Annotated in this window: 19 protein-coding genes; 8 read left to right on the top strand and 11 right to left on the bottom strand. The window is 67.7% G+C overall.

Annotated features, from left to right (window positions below; genetic code table 11):
• The first annotated feature begins 45 nt into the window (after positions 1 to 45).
• Positions 46 to 3,585 (top strand): MobF family relaxase, encoded by a 3,540-nt coding sequence (gene mobF / locus L3K22_RS11180; RefSeq protein ID WP_135447033.1) that lies wholly within the window; start codon positions 46 to 48, stop codon positions 3,583 to 3,585.
• Positions 3,586 to 3,643: 58 nt separating this feature from the next.
• Here mobF and L3K22_RS11175 read toward each other — a convergent pair whose 3' ends face one another.
• The 6 genes from L3K22_RS11175 to L3K22_RS11150 all read right to left on the bottom strand — a co-directional run bounded on the left by L3K22_RS11175 (position 3,644) and on the right by L3K22_RS11150 (position 9,966).
• Positions 3,644 to 5,146 carry a nuclease-related domain-containing protein gene (locus tag L3K22_RS11175; RefSeq protein WP_135446942.1) on the bottom strand — a complete coding sequence of 501 codons (1,503 nt, stop codon included), beginning with the start codon at positions 5,144 to 5,146 and terminating at the stop codon, positions 3,644 to 3,646.
• A gap of 109 nt (positions 5,147 to 5,255) precedes the next feature.
• On the bottom strand, positions 5,256 to 6,560 hold the full coding sequence (locus L3K22_RS11170) for an SAVED domain-containing protein (RefSeq protein WP_135446944.1): 1,305 nt from the start codon (positions 6,558 to 6,560) through the stop codon (positions 5,256 to 5,258).
• Complete coding sequence (locus tag L3K22_RS11165; RefSeq protein WP_135446946.1) at positions 6,557 to 7,087, bottom strand: Mov34/MPN/PAD-1 family protein; 531 nt, start codon at positions 7,085 to 7,087, stop codon at positions 6,557 to 6,559. The genes L3K22_RS11170 and L3K22_RS11165 overlap by 4 nt, the downstream gene beginning before the upstream one ends.
• A gap of 23 nt (positions 7,088 to 7,110) precedes the next feature.
• Positions 7,111 to 8,409 carry a HesA/MoeB/ThiF family protein gene (locus L3K22_RS11160; RefSeq protein WP_135446947.1) on the bottom strand — a complete coding sequence of 433 codons (1,299 nt, stop codon included), beginning with the start codon at positions 8,407 to 8,409 and terminating at the stop codon, positions 7,111 to 7,113.
• Positions 8,396 to 9,010, bottom strand: a complete 615-nt coding sequence (locus tag L3K22_RS11155) for a ubiquitin-conjugating enzyme family protein (protein WP_182495684.1) — start codon at positions 9,008 to 9,010, stop codon at positions 8,396 to 8,398. The genes L3K22_RS11160 and L3K22_RS11155 overlap by 14 nt, the downstream gene beginning before the upstream one ends.
• Positions 9,007 to 9,966: an SMODS domain-containing nucleotidyltransferase gene (locus L3K22_RS11150; protein ID WP_200489059.1), complete on the bottom strand. Its 960-nt coding sequence runs from the start codon at positions 9,964 to 9,966 to the stop codon at positions 9,007 to 9,009. The genes L3K22_RS11155 and L3K22_RS11150 overlap by 4 nt, the downstream gene beginning before the upstream one ends.
• A gap of 313 nt (positions 9,967 to 10,279) precedes the next feature.
• Here L3K22_RS11150 and L3K22_RS11145 point away from each other — a divergent pair, with 313 nt between their 5' ends.
• From L3K22_RS11145 to L3K22_RS11135, 3 genes are all read left to right on the top strand, one after another.
• Complete coding sequence (locus L3K22_RS11145) at positions 10,280 to 10,648, top strand: transcriptional regulator (protein ID WP_135446951.1); 369 nt, start codon at positions 10,280 to 10,282, stop codon at positions 10,646 to 10,648.
• Between the two features lie 3 nt (positions 10,649 to 10,651).
• Positions 10,652 to 11,224 carry an ImmA/IrrE family metallo-endopeptidase gene (locus L3K22_RS11140; protein ID WP_135446952.1) on the top strand — a complete coding sequence of 191 codons (573 nt, stop codon included), beginning with the start codon at positions 10,652 to 10,654 and terminating at the stop codon, positions 11,222 to 11,224.
• Positions 11,225 to 11,419: 195 nt separating this feature from the next.
• On the top strand, positions 11,420 to 11,812 hold the full coding sequence (locus tag L3K22_RS11135; protein ID WP_135446954.1) for a hypothetical protein: 393 nt from the start codon (positions 11,420 to 11,422) through the stop codon (positions 11,810 to 11,812).
• Between the two features lie 11 nt (positions 11,813 to 11,823).
• Here the strand turns inward: L3K22_RS11135 and L3K22_RS11130 are convergent, their stop codons facing one another.
• From L3K22_RS11130 to L3K22_RS11110, 5 genes are all read right to left on the bottom strand, one after another.
• Positions 11,824 to 12,165: a helix-turn-helix domain-containing protein gene (locus L3K22_RS11130; RefSeq protein ID WP_200489057.1), complete on the bottom strand. Its 342-nt coding sequence runs from the start codon at positions 12,163 to 12,165 to the stop codon at positions 11,824 to 11,826.
• 233 nt (positions 12,166 to 12,398) lie between these two features.
• A complete protein-coding gene (locus L3K22_RS11125; RefSeq protein ID WP_263311457.1) occupies positions 12,399 to 12,593 on the bottom strand; it encodes a hypothetical protein in 195 nt (64 codons plus the stop codon).
• 48 nt (positions 12,594 to 12,641) lie between these two features.
• Complete coding sequence (locus L3K22_RS11120; protein ID WP_263311456.1) at positions 12,642 to 12,896, bottom strand: hypothetical protein; 255 nt, start codon at positions 12,894 to 12,896, stop codon at positions 12,642 to 12,644.
• Positions 12,893 to 13,072 (bottom strand): hypothetical protein, encoded by a 180-nt coding sequence (locus L3K22_RS11115; RefSeq protein WP_263311455.1) that lies wholly within the window; start codon positions 13,070 to 13,072, stop codon positions 12,893 to 12,895. The genes L3K22_RS11120 and L3K22_RS11115 overlap by 4 nt, the downstream gene beginning before the upstream one ends.
• 95 nt (positions 13,073 to 13,167) lie before the next feature.
• A complete protein-coding gene (locus tag L3K22_RS11110) occupies positions 13,168 to 13,518 on the bottom strand; it encodes a hypothetical protein (RefSeq protein WP_263311454.1) in 351 nt (116 codons plus the stop codon).
• Positions 13,519 to 13,597: 79 nt separating this feature from the next.
• Between L3K22_RS11110 and L3K22_RS11105 the strand changes: the two genes are divergently transcribed.
• The 4 genes from L3K22_RS11105 to L3K22_RS11090 all read left to right on the top strand — a co-directional run bounded on the left by L3K22_RS11105 (position 13,598) and on the right by L3K22_RS11090 (position 16,309).
• Entirely contained in the window at positions 13,598 to 14,308 is a 711-nt protein-coding gene (locus L3K22_RS11105; protein ID WP_263311453.1) for an alpha/beta fold hydrolase, read from the top strand.
• Positions 14,305 to 15,159: an alpha/beta fold hydrolase gene (locus tag L3K22_RS11100; RefSeq protein ID WP_263311452.1), complete on the top strand. Its 855-nt coding sequence runs from the start codon at positions 14,305 to 14,307 to the stop codon at positions 15,157 to 15,159. The genes L3K22_RS11105 and L3K22_RS11100 overlap by 4 nt, the downstream gene beginning before the upstream one ends.
• Positions 15,160 to 15,168: 9 nt before the next feature.
• Positions 15,169 to 15,723 carry a type 2 periplasmic-binding domain-containing protein gene (locus L3K22_RS11095; protein ID WP_263311451.1) on the top strand — a complete coding sequence of 185 codons (555 nt, stop codon included), beginning with the start codon at positions 15,169 to 15,171 and terminating at the stop codon, positions 15,721 to 15,723.
• 112 nt (positions 15,724 to 15,835) lie between these two features.
• Positions 15,836 to 16,309, top strand: coding sequence for an S-ribosylhomocysteine lyase (locus L3K22_RS11090; RefSeq protein ID WP_263311450.1), 474 nt, complete (start codon positions 15,836 to 15,838; stop codon positions 16,307 to 16,309).
• Positions 16,310 to 16,327 lie beyond the last annotated feature (18 nt).

Below are 16,327 nucleotides of genomic sequence, written 5' to 3'. Positions count from 1 at the left end.
TGCTCACCTGACTGCCGAAAAGGCGGTGGTCTCGTGACGGTCTCGATGCGGGTGATGAGCGCTGGAGACGGCTACAAGTACCTCCTGCGTACGGTCGCGGCCGCAGACGGCGATCGGACTCTCTCGACGCCGTTGACGAGGTATTACGTGGAGGCGGGCACCCCACCCGGGCAGTGGCTCGGCTCCGGCGTCGCCTCACTCGGCAAGGGCCAGCTCGCGGTCGGGGACCGGGTTTCGGAGGCCCAGCTCCAGCTCGTGATGGGGATGGGTCGTGATCCGATCACCGGCGACGCGCTCGGCCTCGCGTTCCCCGCCTACAAGTCGGTCCCGGAGCGGATCGAGGCCCGGATCGCCGATCTCGACCCATCGCTGAGTCCGGGCGCGAAAGGTGAGGCGGTCGCGCGAATTGAGGCTGAGGAGGCCGAGCGTGGGAAGCGTCGCGCGGTGGCCGGGTTCGACTTCACCTTCTCGATCCCGAAGTCGGCCTCGGCACTGTGGGCGGTCGCCGACGCCGGGACCCAAGCCCTGATCGGTGAGGCGCATCATGCGGCGGTTGCGGAGGTGGTTGCGTTCATGGAGCGTGAGGTTGCAGCCACCCGGTCGGGCGCAACCGCCGGCGACGGTGCCGTTGCGCAGGTCGATGTCACCGGGTTGGTGGCGACGGCGTTCGATCACTTCGACTCCCGCGCCGGCGACCCCCACCTGCACACCCACGTCGTCATCAGCAACAAGGTCCAGACCGCGTTCGACGGCAAATGGCGCAGTCTGGACGGGCGACCGATGCACGCCGCCGTGGTCGCCTTGTCGGAGCTGCACGAGGCGGTGTTCGCCGACCACATGACCCGCACCTTCGGCGTCGAATGGGAAGCCCGCGACATGGGCCGAGACCGCAACCCGGCCTGGGCGATCAGCACGGTGCCAGAAGAGCTGGTCCAGGAGTTCTCCACCCGTGCCCGGCACATCGACGCCGAGAAGAACAGGCTCATCGCCGAGTACGTCGCCAAGCACGGCCGCCAACCCTCCACAGCCACGATCATCAAGCTGCGCGCCCAAGCCACCCTCGCCACACGCCCGGAGAAGCAGGTGCGGTCGCTGGCCGACCTGACGGCCGAGTGGCGCACCCGCGCCACCGGGGTACTCGGCCAGGACGCCACCGACTGGGCACGCACGATCACCGACAACGACAAGCCGATGCTGCTGCGCGCCGACGACGTACCGCTCGATGCCATCGGCGAACTCGGCCAGACCGTGGTCGAGGTGGTGGGCGAGAAACGGTCCACCTGGCGGCGCTGGAACCTCATGGCCGAGGCATCCCGGCAGACGATGGGCTGGCGCTTCGCGACCATGCACGACCGCGAAGCGGTCGTCGCGATGATTGCCGACGCCGCCGAGCAAGCCTCGCTCCGGCTGACGCCGCCCGACCTCGCCACCTCACCCGTCGCGTTCCGGCGGGTGGACGGCACCAGCGTGTTCAGGCCCAAGCACTCGACCGTGTTCTCCTCCGAGCTGCTCCTGGCCGCCGAAGACCGACTGCTCGACCGCTCCCGCACCACGACCGGGCCGACCGTGCCGCTGGCGACGGTCGAGAAGATCACCGCTCGTCCCGATGCGGAGGGTCGGATGCTCGGCGAGGATCAGGCCGACGCGCTCATGAAGATCGCGGTCTCCGGCCGTGTCCTTGATGTGCTGGTGGGCCCGGCCGGGGCCGGGAAGACGACGGCTATGTCGGCGTTGCGGCGTGCGTGGGAGAAGGCGCACGGCGAGGGCTCCGTGGTCGGGCTGGCGCTGTCCGCGGTGGCCGCGCAGGTTCTCGCTGAGGACTTGGGGATTGCGACGGAGAACACGGCGAAGTGGTGGCAGAACCACCTCATGTACGGCACCGACTTCGAGGCCGGTCAGCTCGTCATCATCGATGAAGCCTCTCTCGCTGGCACCCTGTCGTTGGATCGGATCACGCACCGGGCTGAACGAGCCGGTGCCAAGGTGCTACTCGTGGGCGACTTCGCCCAGCTCCAATCCGTCGACGCCGGTGGTGCGTTCGGGCTCCTCGTGAACGACCGCGACGACGACGCGCCCGAGCTGGTCGACGTGCACCGCTTCGTGAACACCTGGGAGAAGACCGCCTCCCTCGCTCTGCGCCACGGTCGTACGCAGGTGATCGACACCTACCTCGACCACGACCGCATCCACGAGGGCGATGGCGAGGCGATGAGCGACACCGCCTACATCGCCTGGCGCGCCGACCGGCAGCGAGGGTTGGTGTCGGTGCTGGTCGCCGAGACCCGCGACCACGTGAGCGCCCTCAACCAGCGGGCACGTGCCGACCTGATCCTCGACGGCAGCCTGAAACCGGGCCGGGAGGTCGAGTTGGATGACGGCACCACTGCCGGGGTGGGGGACACGGTCGTCACCCGCCGCAACGACCGCCGCCTACGAGCCGGGAAGGACTGGGTACGCAACGGTGACACCTGGACCATCACCGGCGTCCGCGACGACGGGTCGATCACGATCCGCAGGACCGGCCGCCGGTTCGGCGGCTCCATCGTCCTCCCGGCCGCGTATGTGACCGATCATGTCGATCTGGGTTATGCGATCACCGCCCACAGAGCGCAGGGCGTCACCGTCGACACCGCACACGTCCTGGTGGAACCGACCACCACACGGGAGAACTTCTACGTCGCAATGACCCGCGGCAAGCACGCCAACCACGCCTACGTGATCCTCGACCGGGCCAACGAGCACGCCCACCCGCACCCAGGCGACAACCCCGACGCCACGGCCCGCTCCGTCCTCTACGGCGTCCTGCAACACGTTGGAGCCGAGCTGTCCGCGCACGAGACCATCACTACCGAACAGGAGCAGTGGGGGTCGATCGCCCAGCTCGCCGCGGAGTACGAGACGATTGCTGCCGCCGCCCAACGAGACCGCTGGGCCACCTTGATCAAGTCCTCGGGCTTGACAGCCGACCAGGCGGACGCCGCGATCGAGTCCGAGGCGTTCGGTGCGCTCACCGCGGAGCTGCGCCGTGCCGAGGCCAACCACCACGACCTCGACACTCTGTTCCCGCGACTCGTGGCAGCCCGCGGGTTCACCGATGCCGACGACATCTCCTCTGTGCTGCACTACCGCGTTTCGCGCGCCACAGCATGCCCGGCTGGCTCGGGTCGTGCTCGCAAGACGCCGCGGCTGATCGCCGGACTCATCCCGGCTGCGGACGGCCCGATGGCAAGCGATATGCGGCAGGCACTCGATGAGCGGCGCGAGATGATCGAAGCTCGCACTGATGCCGTGCTCGACACCGCACGTGAGACCGGCGAAGCGTGGGTGCAGCATCTTGGCGAGCCACCCCGCGGTCAGCGCCAAGCCGCTGCGTGGCGACGTTATGGGCGCACTGTCGCGGCCTACCGCGACAGATACGGCGTCACGGATGACCGACCGCTGGGATCGCCGCCGCAGTCCACGGCGCAGAGCATCGACGCCGCTCGTGCACGAACTGCTCTCGATCGAGCACGTGGCTTCATCGTCCAAGCGAGCGATGTACCGCAGCATTCACCGGGACGCGAGGACGTCGAGCGCTCGTTGTAAGCGTGGCGCGATTTCGGCATTTCCGAAGCTTGCAATCGACTTGGTCTGACTGTGAGGGTCAGCCATTGCCGGTCGGCGTCGCTGATGATTGTCCATCGCCACGTCCTTTGCGGGTCGGCCAGGGATACGCATTCCAAGCGTTCAACAGAATCGGATTTTCGGTATCAGTCTTCTTACCGATGTCACGCAGGCTGACGACACCTCCTGCACTCTTCGCCATCTCTGCGAGGAGCAGCGGCTCAACGTCTTTGCCGTGCGTCACGAGCCACTCGACTTCACGCGCGCTCGCCGCGGTTACAGGAACATCTGGGAGCCTCCCGCCGGGGATGGCCGCAACGTCATGGTCGAGAAGGTATGCGGCCCCGGTATAGAACGGCTCCGCCGTGACGATCAACCCCAACATGGGGCGGTCCGTTGGGATGTGCGTGAACGCCGGGTGATTGTCAGCAAGATGGCTGACGGTCCGGGTCAACTGCTTCCGTGCGCCGCCCAGGGTCTCGCTGAGCGAGTTCATCAGCGTCGCATCGCCGGCGCGTGCTGCCGGGCCGAGGCGGCGAGACTTGACCTCAACCAAGATGACCAGATGGGGCAGGATCACAAACCAGTCAACGCTCTTGTGACCGCCACCCTTGCCGAAGACAATCTCGGGTTCGACCTCCGCGTCCTCGATCAGTCTGAGTTGTCGACCAATGTAGTGCTCGAACAGGCCTCCGAGATCATCCGCGAAAGCCTTGCCGTGCTTGGCCATCCCGGCGTAGTACAAGCCTCCCGGCGTGACCGTCCGCATGATCAGACGCGTCGCTGGAGCAACCGGCTCCCCGTCGCCCATGTCCACGAACGGCGTCGCCATCAACGGGTTGTAATCGAATCGGGCCGCTGTGGCTGTTCCGACGGAGTGGTCGTTGAAGGCAGTCCGAAAGGCTGCGGGTGTCGTGGTGAGCCTAGAGGCGATCGTCTCTATGTTCCTCCGCGGATAGAGCTTCAGCACCTCAGCGAAGTTTGGCTGATCCAGCCAGCCAGGCTTATATGCTCCACCGTTCTGGAAGGCACCCACTTGGAGGAAGAACGTCGCGCCGATCGCCTCGCGGAACGGAACTCCGTCGAGCATGGCCGCCAGCGAGTCCTCTGTGATCACTCGGGTCTCGACATCGGGCAGGCCCTCGACCATCCAGGCGTGGGAGCGAGCAAGTTCCTCGAACATCGACTCCTGGTAGGGGAACTGCTCGTACGTGACCCGAGTCATCAGTCTGACGAGGAAGTCCTCGGACCCCACATCGGCATCGTCGATGTCCATCGCGATCTGGAACTTGTGCATCAGCTTCCGCAGCGCCTCCTCATCGACGACCTTCGAGCGATACTCATTGCCGTAGAGAAGCGAATCTCGCGCGGCCGCAGCCAATCCCCACGGCGGCATCCGATGTTTCACAGCATCTGGATACGGCGGTTCGCCGAGCGATGCCGAGGCTTGCGCGATCGCCGGGATCAGCTCGCTGGGTTTGAAGGCGCGGCACGCTTGAGTGAATGCCGAGTAGGACAAGCTCGGATCGCGCGAGAAGCTCATAGACGCCCGTGTCCTTCGGATCGCCGTTGTCTCAACGTTGAGCGAATCCTCCGCGTGAGAGTGACGCTCAACATGGTGTTACGGGCGGCCGCAAGGTCGGTTGGCGCAGTCACGACGCATCCGGGAGGAGCACATCTTCGATGACACCGGAGCTTGCAGATGTACGTACACGCAGCGTGGGCACGTACCTTGCGCGGTAGTCTTCACCGTCGATGGGGTCGGAGTCGTCCCATTCATGGACTACTACGCGCAGGGTGTTGGTCAATCGCCCGATGAGAAGCGCAAGTGGGAACGGGCACCGCAGCAGGAGGTGCACCTCGGCGTTGGCGTTGTCGTTCGACAGGGCACGGATGTGCGCGGCGACGTCGGCAGCGATCAGGCCTGCATCAGCGGGGTCGAGGAGCGTGCCGCTCGCACCTGTGAGATGACGCCAGGCCGCAAGAAACGGCCTATGGTCTTCGATATAGCGGGTGAAGGCGGTGTCACTGCGTTGGGGCAGGAGATCGACATACACGGCTACGGAGGGGCGGCCGGTCGTGATGGCAGATGGGTCGCCGCCTTGATCTGCGATCTGTACTTGCGGCTGTTCGATGAACCGCGCTTCGCCATCGCTCGCCCAGGTGGCGCCCTGTTGGTCGATCACGTCCATGTGCCCGATTCGAGACGAAGGCAAAGCCGCCCCGATTGCGAAGGCCACGGAGAGATGAGCCCCTCCAGCGACACGCAGGCGATGTGCCCCGGAACGGGTCACGGCATCGGGGAGGAGGCCAATGGTGTCCTTGAGATCTCGGAGCCCCTCGGTGCTCGGAAGCCGTTCGTGATCGGAGGGCCTGAGCCGGATGTCCAGTTCGTCACCGGTTCGGTCATAGACCTGTGGCGTGTTCCTGGTCTGGAGGCTCAGGCGGAACGTCGGGTCGGTTGCCTCGATTCGCTTGCGAAGAGACGCGATCCGGTGCCAGACCAAACCGCGGATCAATGCCAGCAGACCATCGCGCTCGGCGGATCGCTGATCTACACCGCTCAAGGTGCCGGGACGAATCTCTAGGAGCCGGTCAGGAGCGTCGTAATCTGTTCCGCCGTCCTCTGTCTTCACCGAGTTGACGATGCCGAGCGCAAACACTTCGTGGTCGCGGTGTAGTTCAAGGAGTTGAGGTGCTTCCAGCGTCTTCACGACTCTGCTGTTCACCACGTCCGGCGTCGTCACAAGAACGCCGCCGGAGATGCCGCCCGCTATCGCTTGCTTGAGTCGGGCCTCGGTGTCGCCTGGCGGCAGATCGTCTCGGTCCCGCCAGACAGGGATGCCGGCAGCCCGCAGGAGCCAGGCGAGCTCCCCAGCAACACCAGTACCGTCCTTCTGTCGGTACGAGATGAAGACAGGGTCTGCTGGGTCAGGGGCGGCGGAATCGGATGTCATGGCGTCTCCTTGTGTTCATCAGCTACGAAGGCGGCGTGCCTCACCGCATCACTGGCGTACGGGCTGTTTACGGCAGGCGCCGTAGGAAGCCTCTCGGGTACCACTGCCACGATGCGGTCCCGTTCTACGAGCCAAGTTGCAACGACCACGCGTGCCGATGAATCGAATCCAGCGATGATCGCGACGAACTTGTCGAACCCCAGTTCGGGGTCGTGCAGATGGCGCATGTAGGAGTGGAGATCAACCTCGCTCGGGGAGAGTCCTCCGGTCGGGTGGGTGTGCCATTCGCCTATCCACTGGCTACGGTCCTCCGACCAGGCGGAGTCCGCGAGACGCCGGGCATGGTCGAGGTCGCGCATGAAGGTGCGTTCGCCGCGGGTGGCTTTGGGTCCAGGTCCGCCGGCGTGTCGGATGACGATCCCATCAGTCGCGTCGTCCCCGAGCAAGATGCCGCCAGTTTCGAGTCCGTCGACGGACCGCAACGCCTCGCGCGCGATTGCGCTGAGTGCGACGTCAGTGATCGTCACCGGAGTCACCTCTCGCCGCGCTGTCATCCTGGCGAGCAGGTCGGACACGATGCGCGAGGTCTGGGGATGGACGACCACCGAACATCGCCGGCTTGGCTGAGGTCGAACGGGGCTGCGAGGTCACCCGTTGGTCGAAGACCGATGATGGCGTGTTCGCCGGGAACCTGCTGGGTGTGGTCGCCGTGAAGCGATTCCAGCAGTGTCGCGATCGCTACTTTCGCGGCGAACGTGCCGACGTATCGGAGATCGGGCGGCACAGCCGTCATAGGCTGATGGACGCGCCCGGTGCCGTAATCCAACTCCTGATCCGCCTCAGCGTCCATCGCTCCCTGATCTGCAAGCTGCTGCCGTAGACAGAGGAGACATCCGAACCGGGGCGTTGGTCGCAGCCTGATGACTTCTCCGATCGAGCCATTGTCGAGCACGCACGCCAAGATCGCCGCCTTCTGTGCGCGTCTGGAGAGGTGGCTGACGACACGCCTGGGAGCAATACCGTCTGCGGCACACAGCACCAGATCGACGCGGTCGACGATGGGCCGGATGTAGTGGGCCTCGGCAACCAGGTCGCGTCGGTGGGCGACCACTGTCTGTTGCGGCCAGTGCTGGGCCAGGTGATCTTTCATGGCCGTCACCTTGTATCGCCCGACGCTTTCGGCTCCGAGAGTGTGGCGGAGCATGTTGTGCCAGAGGAATCGGTCCGGGTCGACAAGTTCCACGCGTCCGACTCCGTATCCTGCGAGCGCCTCTGCTGCGGCGCTACCGATGCTGCCGCAGCCCACGACCATGATGCTGTTGGCGGCGAGCTGCTCGATCGGCCACTTGCCAGCCAACTGTGCCAGGCCAACAACTTCTGGCTCGATCTCGATAGCGAGCGGTTCCACACCATCGCGCCGGACGGCCCAGCCCGCAAACTCCGAGGCACCGGCCTCCACCAGTTCTGGTGGAAGATCGGGGTCGTGAGTGACGACCACGCCAAGGTTGTTGCCGGGGTCGGCAACGCCCGGCACCAGCTCCCTGAAATCCTTGAAGCCTATGGAGATATCGGGGCGCCTGGACAAGAAGAGATGGTGAAGATGGGCGTCGTTCGGTGCCACCCTGATCCACTGAGCTGCATGGTGGGGGTCGCCTGAACGAAGCGCGGCGTACTCGCGTGGGACGTCGGCTGGAAGACGGATGTCTTTGCCGGTTTCCACGGCCTGGACGACGTACATATCGTCCGCGGGAACGCGGCGGAGTACCAGCGCTCCGCCCGAGAGGTTGGAGCTTGCGATCTTGGTGACCGCGTCTCTGGGCATCACGATGTAGGGGTTACGAGGAGACACCTGTGTCTCCCGCCTCGGTCGGGTCCGGTGTTGGAGCTGCTCGCTGAATCGCTCGGTCAATCAGGTGGTCGTGCGAGGGGTCAGAGACGATGCCATTGACCGACATCTCATTGATGACTCCCGCCTTCATGAGGGCGTACTCGATCCGCCACCCCGATGCCTTCGCCAGAAGCTCGGTGAGGCTGGCCTCGGGCTGCCAGCCGCCATCGCTCTGGAGCAGACAGAGCGATCCTCCTGGGGCAACGTGCCATGCGGACTGTGTCTGTTCCCAGATCGACGGCTCCGGATCGAGGGAGTAGATGGTCGGCGGAACCATCGGGTGCGCTGCGGAGTAGATGACGAGCACTCGCAGTTCTTGGTCCCCGAGCAGCTCATCGAGAGCATCGGGCTGTGGCCGCTCGAACGGCCAGCGGGGGAGGACGCCGATCCATCCGCCGTGCGGCAAGCCGTCGTCTGCGGGGCTCTGGTATTCGAGCAATGGCGCGAACGCCTGGACCTCATTCTGATCGCGCGCCAGTCGCACAGGTTCGCGCTCAGTCCAGAGGACGGGGTTGAGCGCCGTGGTGCCCACACCGCGATCTGGACCTTTTGCGCGAGTCATCCCTGCGGAGTGTCCTTCACCGGACGGGGCGCCGCGGGCACGACCGCGGGCGCCGGATTGCCAGTGGAGGCAGGAGGCTTCGGGAAGTCGTCCCCAAAGACCTCACCCCAGTGATTGATCGCAGCCGCAGCGTCATTGTTCGCCTGTGCCTGGAACGCCTTGATGGCGTTGTCTCGCGCGGACCGCAGGGCGTCGGCGAACGCGTCGTAGTCGATGTCAGGCTGAATCGGTCCGCAGAGTCCAGCGGGATCGGCGACGTCGTTCCCGCCCTCGATGTGGTAGCAGGCGCTTACGAAGAACTGCTTGATCGCAGCCGCCTGGTTGACGTCCGTAGGCAGGAAGTCGAGTGCGAGGACCTCCATGACGAGAGACTTGATCTTGGTGTCTTGCTCGGCGGCCCACCACTTGAGCATCCGAACAGTGCCGGCGAACTTGTTCCACTGCGCGTGTCGATCCGCGACCTCGGCGATTAGGAACTCGGGGTCGCAAGCGACCCAATCTTCTGAGAGTGCTTCAGGAATGAGGAGTCGCCCATCGCGGCGAAGCGCGGGCATGGCGTCGACCGTGAACGCGTGAGGATCATCAGGGTCATCCAGGAAGCACTTGACGGCATGGTTGCGCCACCGGGCCAGGCGGACCGCCTGGTCGTATGTGCCGTTCGTTGCCCCGAGCAGCGTGTTGACGCGCTCGCGGGTGTGATCGAGAGCGTCCGCGGCGGAGCTTCCCGGCGAGCCCCACTCAGGATGCTCATCCTGATCAAAGACGACGATCACATCGACGTCATGGATCGGGTCCTTGTGTGTCCCTCGCGCGAGCGATCCGGACGCAATGACTTCCTTCACATCGTCCTCGGTGCCGAAGGCGCCCTTGAAGAGATCGCGGCGAGTGCGTGCTTCGCGGACGTGTGTGATGTCGGCATTCACGACGTCCTGAAAGGTCTTGAAGGCGTCAGTCACACTCATAATCGTTCTCCTGATTGGTCCGTCTGTTCGATCACCGTAGTTACTGCCACCGACATTGCTGCGCGGGGCAGGGCAGGCTCGCTGCCTACTTCTTCTTGCCTCGCCTGCCGTTGCTCTCGTTGGTCGTGGTCTTCGGGTGACGCTTCACCGTGGACTGCTTCACGAACCGCCCGGTGACCGCGCTACGCCCTCGCTTGCCTGCCATGCTCCTCACCTCCTTTGCGTTCCACACTCGATGCTACGTTTCAATTCTAACACACTCCGTTTCGGAGGCGACGAGGTGTCGCAGATGTGACACACTGGGTGCATGGCCAAGACCACGATCAACACGGCCGCGCTCCACTCCGCCCTCGACGCCGCGCGTCAGGAGCGGCAAATCTCCTGGCGGGCACTCGCCGGCGAGATCGGCGTGAGCCCCTCGTTGCTGTCTCGGCTCGGCAACGGCCTCAAGCCGGACACCGACGGTTTCGCCACGATCATCGCCTGGCTCCGACTCCCGGCCGAGGACTTCTTCGAGCACGAGGGAGAACGTGACGCCAACGACGACCGTGAACCCGACCTCATGGCGCAGCTCGCGCCGCTCCTGCGCGCCCGGAAGGACCTCAGCGAGACCGACGTCAAGTACCTGCAACAGGTCATCGGCGCGACCATCGAACGTGCACGGGCACAGGGATGACTCGTGCGTCGAGGATTCAAGACCGAGGCGAAGAGCCTCGCACTGGAGCTACGAGCCGAGATCGGTCTCGACGCCCACGCGCCTTTCGACCCCTACACCTTCGCTTCTGAGTACGGCATCCCCGTCGTCCAACTCAGCGACCTCGATGGTGGCGCGCGTGACCACTTCCTGCGAGCGGACGGAAGCGCACTGTCCGGGGCGCTGATCCCGAACGGGAGCGGCGTGGTCATCCTGGAGAACGACGCTCAGCCACTGACCCGTCGTCGCACCACCATGTGCCACGAACTCGCCCACGTCGTCCTGGAGCACAAGTTCGGCGTCTCTCTTTCCGACGAGAGGAAGTGCGGGCTCGGCGGCGACCAAGAAGCCGAAGCCGACTGGCTCTCAGGGGAGATGCTGATCCCCAACGACGGAGCATTCCGGCTCGCCCGAGCGAACGCCACCGACGAGGAGGCAGCAGATGCCTACGACGTCAGCCTCGCAGTCGCCCGCTGGAGGATGAACCACAGCGGCGCCCGCAAGGTCATGGAACGCGCTCGCGCCAAGTGGGCCAACACAGCCAGCTCCTACCGCTAACCGCGATCCCGCTACCGGCGATCGACCCGCGCTCGGCGCGAGTTCGCCGGTCCCTTCCGTCCTGTCCGGCCCGGGCGTATACTCGGCGTTGAGGTGGATTTCTCCTCTGTAGCGCGCCGCTCGCGGCAGACCCCCGGGTCACTCTCCAACGCACTGCCTCACCAGATGCACTGTGCGATGGAGAGGAACAAGACCATGATCCGTCTGATCTGGACCGTCAGCGTCCACACCCGCTACTTCCTGCGGCGCTATATGCCCACCAACATCCTGCTGGATGCGATCCGCACCCGCCGACGCGGCTTGAAGTGGGGTATCCCCGCGATGCTGCTCGCGATCCCGTACCTGCTGATCGCGAACGTCTGCGTCGAACTTGTCGAGCAGGGTGGCCCCGGATGGCTCCACCTTGTAGTGCTGTGGGCGATCTGGAACATGCTCAAGATGCTCTGGATCGGGCCGGTCAGCGCTGTGCTCCTGATCCGCGCCCATGTCCGCGAGACCGTCACCGCCCGTCGTGAGCGCGCCAGCTTGCGTTCCGAAGCAGACGATGCCGAAGAGCGCGCCGCGGTGGACGCGATAGGTGTCCGGTGAAGTGTGAGAACTCAGGCACCGACCCGGCGACGACCGCCAGCACGGATCGTTCCACCGCTTGCGATCACCGCCGAGCGCACGGCCTCGGTGCTGACTGCGAGTCGTGCGGCGACCTGAGCGAGCGTCAGCCCACCCGCGTAGAGCTGGGCGGCGTCCTGTCGGGTCGCGTCCGGCAACTCCGGTCGGCGCGCTGCCAGGCCCGCCTGCCGGGCTATCTCCCGCACGGTGCCGCGGTGCACGTTGAACCGCGTCGCCAGCTCCCGCACGGGCACACCATCGGCGTACCCGGCGATCAGCTCGGCTCGATTGGAGACGCTCAAACGGGTTTGAGACTGACGCGAATTCTCACGCACCGGACCGCGCTCATCGGCGATCTGAGCACCCCGAGTGCGCGGCCGACGAGCCCGCGAACCCCGTAGAACGCGGGAAATCAGCGATCCGAGCGGCTTCCGGGGGTTTGAGAAGCTGCTACGGAGGTCCACAAAATCACCCCGCTGGTCTCCGGACCGGCGGGGTTCTTCGTGCTCGCGAGCGGGATAATGCGGCGTCCGCGAGAAGCGGGCGCCGCACCGTCATGTCCGGCCCCTCAGCCCCGCGCCAGCAGCCCTCGCAGCACGGCCCGGTCGTCGTGCGGCACGCGCCGCGCCCCCACCAGCTGCTCCGTCTCGTCCCCTTTGCCGGCCACCAGCACCACGTCACCGCTGCGCGCCATCTCCCAGGCGGCGCGGATCGCATCGGCCCGGCGCGGCACCTCGATCGAGCCCGGGCAGCCCTCCCGCACCTCGGCGGGCGGTGTCGACCATCGCGGTGACGCCGCCGCGGCGCCCGATCACCTCGAGCCGGCCCTGGGAGGAGCCACCCCGGCCAGCGCCTCGGCCACCGTCCCGGGCCTCGCACCGGGGGCGGTCACCGCGCTCGCCGCGAGCAGCAGGTTCGTCACCGCCACCGCGTGCACCGTCGGCACCAGCACCGGGAGACGCTGCGAGCCCGCGCGCAGCACCCCCTCGAGCCGCATCGCCCCGTCGGCCGCGGCGACCTCCTCGGCCTCCTCGAGCGCCACCTCCCCGCCGGGACCGACCATCACCAGGCGCGGCCCGCACCGTGCACGTCGTCGATCCCGGTCGAGTCGCAGCCGGCCGCGCGCAGCCCCGCCGCGCGCAGCAGCTGCAGGGTCGCGGTCGCGACGGTGGTCCTGCCGTTGGTGCCGGTGACCGCGGTGGGGAGCGGGCGGCCGACGGGTGCGGTGATGGGCTGGATCATCGTCCTCCCCCTGGGACGACGGCAGCACGCACGGACCGCGCACCGTGCTCATCCCACCACACGACCAGGGCTCGTCCCAGGCCCGGGACGCGTCGTCAGGCCCCGGGGCGGGACGGCGGGATCGGACGGAAACGTCCGCCTGCACCGCGGCTCAGCACCACGGCGCTCGCCGGAGCGACCTCGCACATCGTCTCCTCGAGGTGCCGGGCCACCGCCGCGAGAGCCCGCCGTGCCGACTCGTCCTCCTCAACCCGGGAGCTCGGATCCACGCCGAAGCGCAGCACCACTCGGCCGACGCGCCGGCCCGCGACGAGCGGCGCCTCGACGTCCTTCCGCTCCACGGCGTGGAGGGAGCCGAGCGCGAGCGCGGCCTGCTCGAGCACGTCTGCGGGGGCGGCGCCGGCGTGCAGCGCACCGATCGGCAGGTGGAGGCGGTAGCTCGGCATCGTCCCAGGCTAGTCCCGCTCCGAGAGCTCCGGTACGCTCCGTGCGGGACGGGCCGCAGAGGGCCGGGGAGGGGACGCCGTGACTCGGAGCATCGTGCTGATCCATGCCGTGCGCTCCTCGCGCACCATGTGGAAGGGCCAGGTGCGCCGTCTGCGCGACCGCGGCTACGAGGTGATCGCCCCGGACCTGCCCGGCCACGGCGCCCGCCGCGGCGAGCCCTTCACCCTGAAGTCCGCGCTCGCCACGATCGACGAGGCCGTCTCCCGCTGCCAGCAGCCGCCGCTGCTCGTCGGCCTCTCGCTCGGCGGCTATCTCACCCTCCACTTCGCCGGCACGAACCCGGGCCGGCTCGCGGGCGTCGTCGCCGCGGACTGCACGATCGTGCCCGGACCCGCGATGGCGCTGATGTACGGGCTGTGGATGACGATGAAGGACTGGCTGCCCGGCGACTCCGACGCCCGCGTCGCCCGCTCCTTCGCCCGGCGACACACCCGCAAGGCCGCGAAGCGGTACTACGGCGGCGGCCGAGCCCACGGAGTGATCCGCACCGTGGTGCGCACGATCGGCGCCCTCGACCTGCTCGCCGACGTCGCCGCGATCGACGTGCCGATCACCTTCGTCAACGGCGAGCACGACCCCTTCCGCCGCCACGAGGCGCTCTTCGTCGAGGCCGCCCGCGACGGCGAGCTCGTGATCCTCCAGGACGCCGGGCACATCGCGAACCTCTCCCGCCCCAAGCGCTTCGCGAAGGTGCTGCACCGCTGCGCGGCGGCAACGGTGCCGGCGTGAGCGACCCCGCGGTTCTCGTCGGTTCCGGCCCTGCCGGGCACGCGCGCCCCTGGCCCGTCGTGCTCGTGCACGGCACTCGCACCTCGCACAGCCAGTGGGACCCGCAGGTGCCCGCGCTCCGCGCCGCCGGGCACCACGTCATCGCCCCGGACCTGCCCGGACATGGCGCTCGCCGCGGCGAGCCCTTCACCCTCGAGGCGGCGCAGGCCGTCATCGAGGGCGCGGCGCGCTCCGCGCACGAGGCGACCGCTCTGCCCGTCCACCTCGTCGGCAGCTCGCTCGGCGGGATGCTCGCGATCCGCTCCGCGGCGCGGCTCAACGCAGCGGACCGGGCCGACGCCGGCACCGACAGGGCCGGCGCATCGCCCGTGCTGGGCTCACTCGTCGCCTGCGGCGCCGCGGTGCAGCCCACCCCGCTCACCGCCCGGCTCTACGCCCGCCTGATCACCGCCACCGACCTGCTTCCCGCGATGCGGAGGGGCTCCGAGGCCTTCCCCTTCACCTGTCTGCTGGGCCGGGACGGGGCCCGCGCCTATCTGCGCGGCGGACGGGCCGACATCGACGTGGTCGCCCCCGCCTTCGCCGCCGTCGCCTCCTTGGACCTGCGCGGCGAGCTGTCCCGCATCCCCGCGCCGGTGACCTTCCTCCACGGCCGCTTCGAGCAGCTGCGCCTGCACGAGCGCTCGTTCACCGCCGCCGCCCCGCAGGGCCGGCTCGAGCTGCTGCCCTACGGCAACCACATGATGAACCTCGTCCGCGCCGAGCGCTTCACCCCGGACCTGCTGCGCGTCCTCGCCCGCGCCGAGCGACCGACGAGCCCCGGGACGACCTCGGACCGGCACTGGCCCTAGTCTGGTCCCATGCACCACACCACCCTGCGCGTCGGCTTCGTGCCCGGCGTCGAGCCCGACCGCTTCCTGCGCCGCTGGAAGTCCGGCCGCCGCGACGCCTGGCTCGAGCTCGTCCCCGTCCCGCTGTCCCGCCAGACGGAGGCGCTGATCGGCGGCGAGGTCGACATGTGCTTCGTGCGGCTCCCGCTGCCGGAGGAGTCGGGCGAGCAGCTGCACCGAGTGGCGCTGTGGGAGGAGCGCGCCTGCGTGGTCGTCGGCGACGAGGACGTGCTGAGCCTGCAGGACGACATCGTCGAGGCCGACCTCGAGGGGCAGACCGAGATCCGGCAGGAGCACCTCGACGATGCCGCCTCGCGGATCGCCGTGGCCGCGAGCGGCGTCGGCTTCACCCGGGTCCCGCTCTCCCTCGCCCGCCTCCACCGTCGCAAGGACGCCGTCGCCCTCCCTCTGCGGGACGGCGAACCGACACGCATCGCGCTCGCCTGGCCGCGCGCGGCCGACGACGAGATCCGTCAGGAGTTCGTCGGCGTCGTCCGCGGCCGCACCTCCCGCTCGAGCCGCTGACCGAGCCGCGCAGAGCGCCCGCGTCGCGCCCCCGCACCCGCCGACTGCGCCGACCTCGCATCCGCCGCATCGGCCCCTGACCCCTCCGCCCGCCCCCGACCAGAGGAGAACCATGACCGATCAGCCCCGTATGAACGTCGAGAGCTTCAACCTCGACCACCGCACCGTCGCCGCGCCCTACCTGCGCATCGCCGACCGCAAGGAGCTGCCCGGCGGCGGCGTGCTCACCAAGTTCGACGTCCGCTTCACCCAGCCGAACCTCGCCCATCTCGAGTCCGAGACGGTCCACTCCCTCGAGCACATGATGGCCGAGCACATGCGCAACCACTCCGGGGACGTCCTGGACGTCTCCCCGATGGGCTGCCGCACCGGGTTCTACGTGCTGCTGGTGGGGGACCACGACGCAGACGGCTTCGCCCCGATCCTCGAGGCGACCCTGCGCGACCTGCTCGCGGCCGACGAGGTCCCCGCCGCGAACGAGGTCCAGTGCGGCTGGGGCGCCCACCACAGCCTCGAGGGCGCCCAGGCCGCGGCCCGCGCCTTCCTCGAGGCGCGCGAGGAGTGGGGCACCGTCACCGCCTCCTGAGTCTGCCCCGCCGACGAC

Source organism: Brachybacterium atlanticum (assembly GCF_025669985.1).
Classification (GTDB): domain Bacteria; phylum Actinomycetota; class Actinomycetes; order Actinomycetales; family Dermabacteraceae; genus Brachybacterium; species Brachybacterium conglomeratum.
This window is presented reverse-complemented; position numbering and strand designations above follow the sequence as displayed.